Annotated in this window: 3 protein-coding genes and 1 pseudogene; all 4 read right to left on the bottom strand. The window is 66.1% G+C overall.

Annotated elements, in window-relative coordinates; translation table 11 throughout:
• Positions 1 to 68: 68 nt before the first annotated feature.
• The 4 genes and pseudogenes from BCD48_RS46925 to BCD48_RS20815 all read right to left on the bottom strand — a co-directional run bounded on the left by BCD48_RS46925 (position 69) and on the right by BCD48_RS20815 (position 2,633).
• Positions 69 to 686, bottom strand: a complete 618-nt coding sequence (locus BCD48_RS46925; RefSeq protein ID WP_241841885.1) for a recombinase family protein — start codon at positions 684 to 686, stop codon at positions 69 to 71.
• 163 nt (positions 687 to 849) lie between these two features.
• Positions 850 to 1,107: pseudogene (locus BCD48_RS56765) on the bottom strand (DUF5372 family protein); the annotation flags it as partial.
• Complete coding sequence (locus BCD48_RS20820) at positions 1,040 to 1,363, bottom strand: reverse transcriptase family protein (RefSeq protein WP_071050087.1); 324 nt, start codon at positions 1,361 to 1,363, stop codon at positions 1,040 to 1,042. The pseudogene BCD48_RS56765 and the gene BCD48_RS20820, both read right to left, overlap by 68 nt.
• 844 nt (positions 1,364 to 2,207) lie before the next feature.
• Positions 2,208 to 2,633, bottom strand: a complete 426-nt coding sequence (locus BCD48_RS20815) for a TetR family transcriptional regulator (protein WP_071050086.1) — start codon at positions 2,631 to 2,633, stop codon at positions 2,208 to 2,210.
• Positions 2,634 to 3,483 lie beyond the last annotated feature (850 nt).

Here is a 3,483-nt window from a genome sequence, read left to right as displayed (position 1 = left end):
CTGCGCTGGAAAGCCTCAACCAGGACAAAGTAGACGCAAGCGGCGTCTCACCACGCGATCACTGAACGTCACCACCGAATATGCGCCAGAGCCGTCGTCGTCATGACACGCCCGGCCGAGCACAACGACCGGTTGCTGCTGGGCTTGAAGGGCACGATCAGCGAGGCCTTATGCCGACGTCGGCATAAGGCCTCGGACATCGATCCTTTCAAGCCGAGCAGAAGACGATCGTTGAAGTCCGCGAGATCGTAGACGCCGTCAGCGTCCACCAGCAGCGCATCGGTCAGACGGGCCAGCTCCAGCAGACGAGCGAAGTCCGCCGACGACCGGGCCAGCCGGGAGACCTCCAACCCGAAGATCGCCCCAACCTCGCCCAGACACACCTGAGCCACCAGGTCCCGGAACCCCTCGCGGTCGGCACCGAACCTCCCTGACACCCCCAGGTCCGCATCGATCACCCGCACGTTCTCCCGCGGCCAGCCGAGCTCCACCGCCAAGTCCACCAGGCCGTACTGCCGCAACGTGGAGGCCGTGTTGTCCCGCACCTGCATCAACGTCGACTGCCGCAGATAGATCGCGGCCGTCCGGGACCGATGCAACCCGGTAATCTTCGACGCGCCGTTCACGGCCGCCTCCCAGCACGACTCGACCATGTTGGCCAGCACCATCACCTGCTCGCGCCACACCCCGGCCCCGTCCTGGCACCCCGCCCCCGGCCCCGCCGGAGCCTGCACGCGGCACATCCTCGGTGTCCTCACCCTGCCGTTCTTCCCTGCACCCACCCCGGCGCAGGAGCGCATCGGCCACCACTCGCGCAGCACCCAGCTGCTCCACCGACAGCCGATCACCCGTCGGCGTCTCCCCACGATCCGTCCATGCCTGCGGCAACGTCACCGTCCGACCCACACCACACGCGCAGACAAACACCAACGCACCATTCCGATGCTTGGCATACAGAATCTCCAGACGCTCACCAGCAAGCGCGTGAAAAGGATGAGTTACCGTTAGAAAACCCAAAGATGGTCTGGGCGAACCAGCACTATGCCCTGGCCATCGGTATCCCCAGGCGTCTGACCTTCCCCAACCCGCCCGGCTTGGGGATCTCACGTTCCCGCACCGGCAGCGGCACGAACGTGCCTGCCTTGAGCTGGGCCTGGAGGTCGTCCAGGAATCCGGGCACACCCGTCTGTTCCTCGACGTCGGCGACCGTCAGGCCGTCCACACCAGAGGAACGGGCACCCCGGTTACCTGCGACCCGTTCGAACGCCACCATCAGCGTTCCCGGGTCGTGCACGAGATTGAACAGGTCATCGAACCTGCGGCCAGGATCGACCGCAGCCCAACGGTGAAGCTTGGCCTGCATCCCCGATACCCTCGCGAACGGAGCGAATCCCTCGCCAGGACCGCCAGGATTCCCCGGCGGATCTTTCAGCATTGCAGTTCCTCCCTTCCGCAACCGCTGCCGTCCTTCCCCATGTGACGGGCTTTCCCGGCCTCGGAGTACTACGACGGCTCCGCCCCGTCCCGACCCGATCGATCGACGGTGGATCCAGCCCATCCCACGCGCAAGCTGCGCAACGGTACAGGCGGGACCGGAACTGTTCCCATGTTCACTGCTGATCGCTCGATGAAGGAGGAGCCCCGCTATACCCCAGCGGCATCGCCACGCCTACCCCGCAGCATTTCAACGTGGCCTCCCGGCAGCTGAACTCAAAGCCACCCAGGAGTTCCCCCGACTACTTCTCCGGGGTGCGCACCGCATCGGACCCCATCCGCCAGGTTCCAGGTCGGTGACATCTTGAGGGGCGTAAGATCGCGCGTTCCTCTCGTACTCCTCTCCATCACGCTCGCCGGACCCGCACCATCTGGCAGTGCTGGCACGTCTCGGCTTTGTCAGGGCTGCTCCCACCCATTCCGGCACCTCCCGGAACCGGCTGCCCTCAGCTTCCCCGCCCTGCTGCCACAGGGTCAGGGGCGAAGGTCTTCCACCTCCACTCGAAACAACAGCGCCTCATGGCGCACGGGTCCGCGACGTCACCTACGACGAGGACCACCACCCCGCCCGCACCGGAAACGCACCCCAGATCATGGCCAGCCTCCGCAACCTCGCGATCACGATCCTGCGCCTGACCGGTACGACCAACATCGCCCAGGCCCTACGCCACCGCGCCCGCCGACCAGAACGACCACTCGAAACGATCAAAAAGCTACGTTGCTAACCAGCAACTTTGCCGCCGCCCTGCGGTCACCGGGTAGTCTGTCTCCTGCAGGAGATCGGGGCGGGCTGGCGAGAAAAGGAAGGCTAGAATCTCTCGAAAAAGAGTCTTTCCGAGCCGTTTTTCGATCGCGGAAACCAGACGGACAACCTCAGTGAAGGACGCCTTCAAGTCATGCGGCGAGGTGAGGAATTTAACCAGTTGACCGGCCATCCGAGCCTGTTCTTGGCGCTCTAGCTCGGCTAGGACGTGCCCTTTCGTCGGGAAGTGGAAATAGAACGTTCCCCGCGCGACCCCCGCGGCAGCGATGATTGCTCCGATGTCAGCCTCGGCCATGCCGGACCGCTGGAACTCGGCGAGCGCCGCGCCGAAGATACGGCGGCACGTCTCAAGACGTTGCGCCTCGCGGCCACTCACTCTTTCGGGATCCTGAGGCATGGTATCTATCTATATACCGCCTTCACTGACGGCCGTCAATGAAAACCGTCACAGCTCCCGCCGTGCGCTGAGCGCGGCAGTCTCCGGTTGGCGACCGTCTCGGCGCGGGACGGCCACAGCCGGGAGCAGGTAACGCACCGGGCCACGCTTCGACATTGCCACCATGATTGCCTGCCGAAGACAGAGCGCGTGCAATGCCGAGGCGCCATCGACCTGCGGCCATCGTGCGTCGCCTCGGCGGCAGGGGCATCGTTTGACGGATGGCGGTAGTCGGCCAAGCCAGTACCCGGACCTTCCCTTGCTGCCGGTGTCTATTCTCGCGCGGCCGACGGCATTCGCAGGCCAGAATCACCAGCGAATCGGCATCCCTGCCGGACGCCCGACCGGGCGGGATACTCGACGCGCAAGCCCTGGCGGAGCCCACAGCTGCAGCAGGGCTGCGACAAAGTCGTGGGCGGCGTGTCGGCTGGCGTCGTGGGCCTGTAGCGGCTACGGCTGCCGGGTGTACCGGCCCGCGACGGCCGCCGTGTGTCTGATCAGCTTCTGCCTGGTCGGCCGCGGGATCGTCGGGTTGGGCTGTTATCTGGTCTTCTGCGACTCCGCGCGGCGGGAGAGCGGGGGCGCTGCCGTCGGGCCGGCCCCGGGAACGGGCGGACGCGGCGCCCACGGGATGATCGAGGTTCCTACGCCATGATCGTCCGAGAGTGGGGCCGCGTCCGTGCCTTCAGTGTCGCCTACCCGTGTTCCCGCCGGTCAGCGGGCCCGGCTGGCGGCCAGAGCGGTCGGGCAGGCCGGTGGGCTGCTCGGCGCACTCGGCGTGGTGCCCGAC

The organism is Pseudofrankia coriaricola (assembly GCF_001854805.1).
GTDB lineage: Bacteria > Actinomycetota > Actinomycetes > Frankiales > Frankiaceae > Pseudofrankia.
Note: the sequence above shows the minus strand (reverse complement) of the source record. Positions and strands in the feature narration are given on the sequence as shown.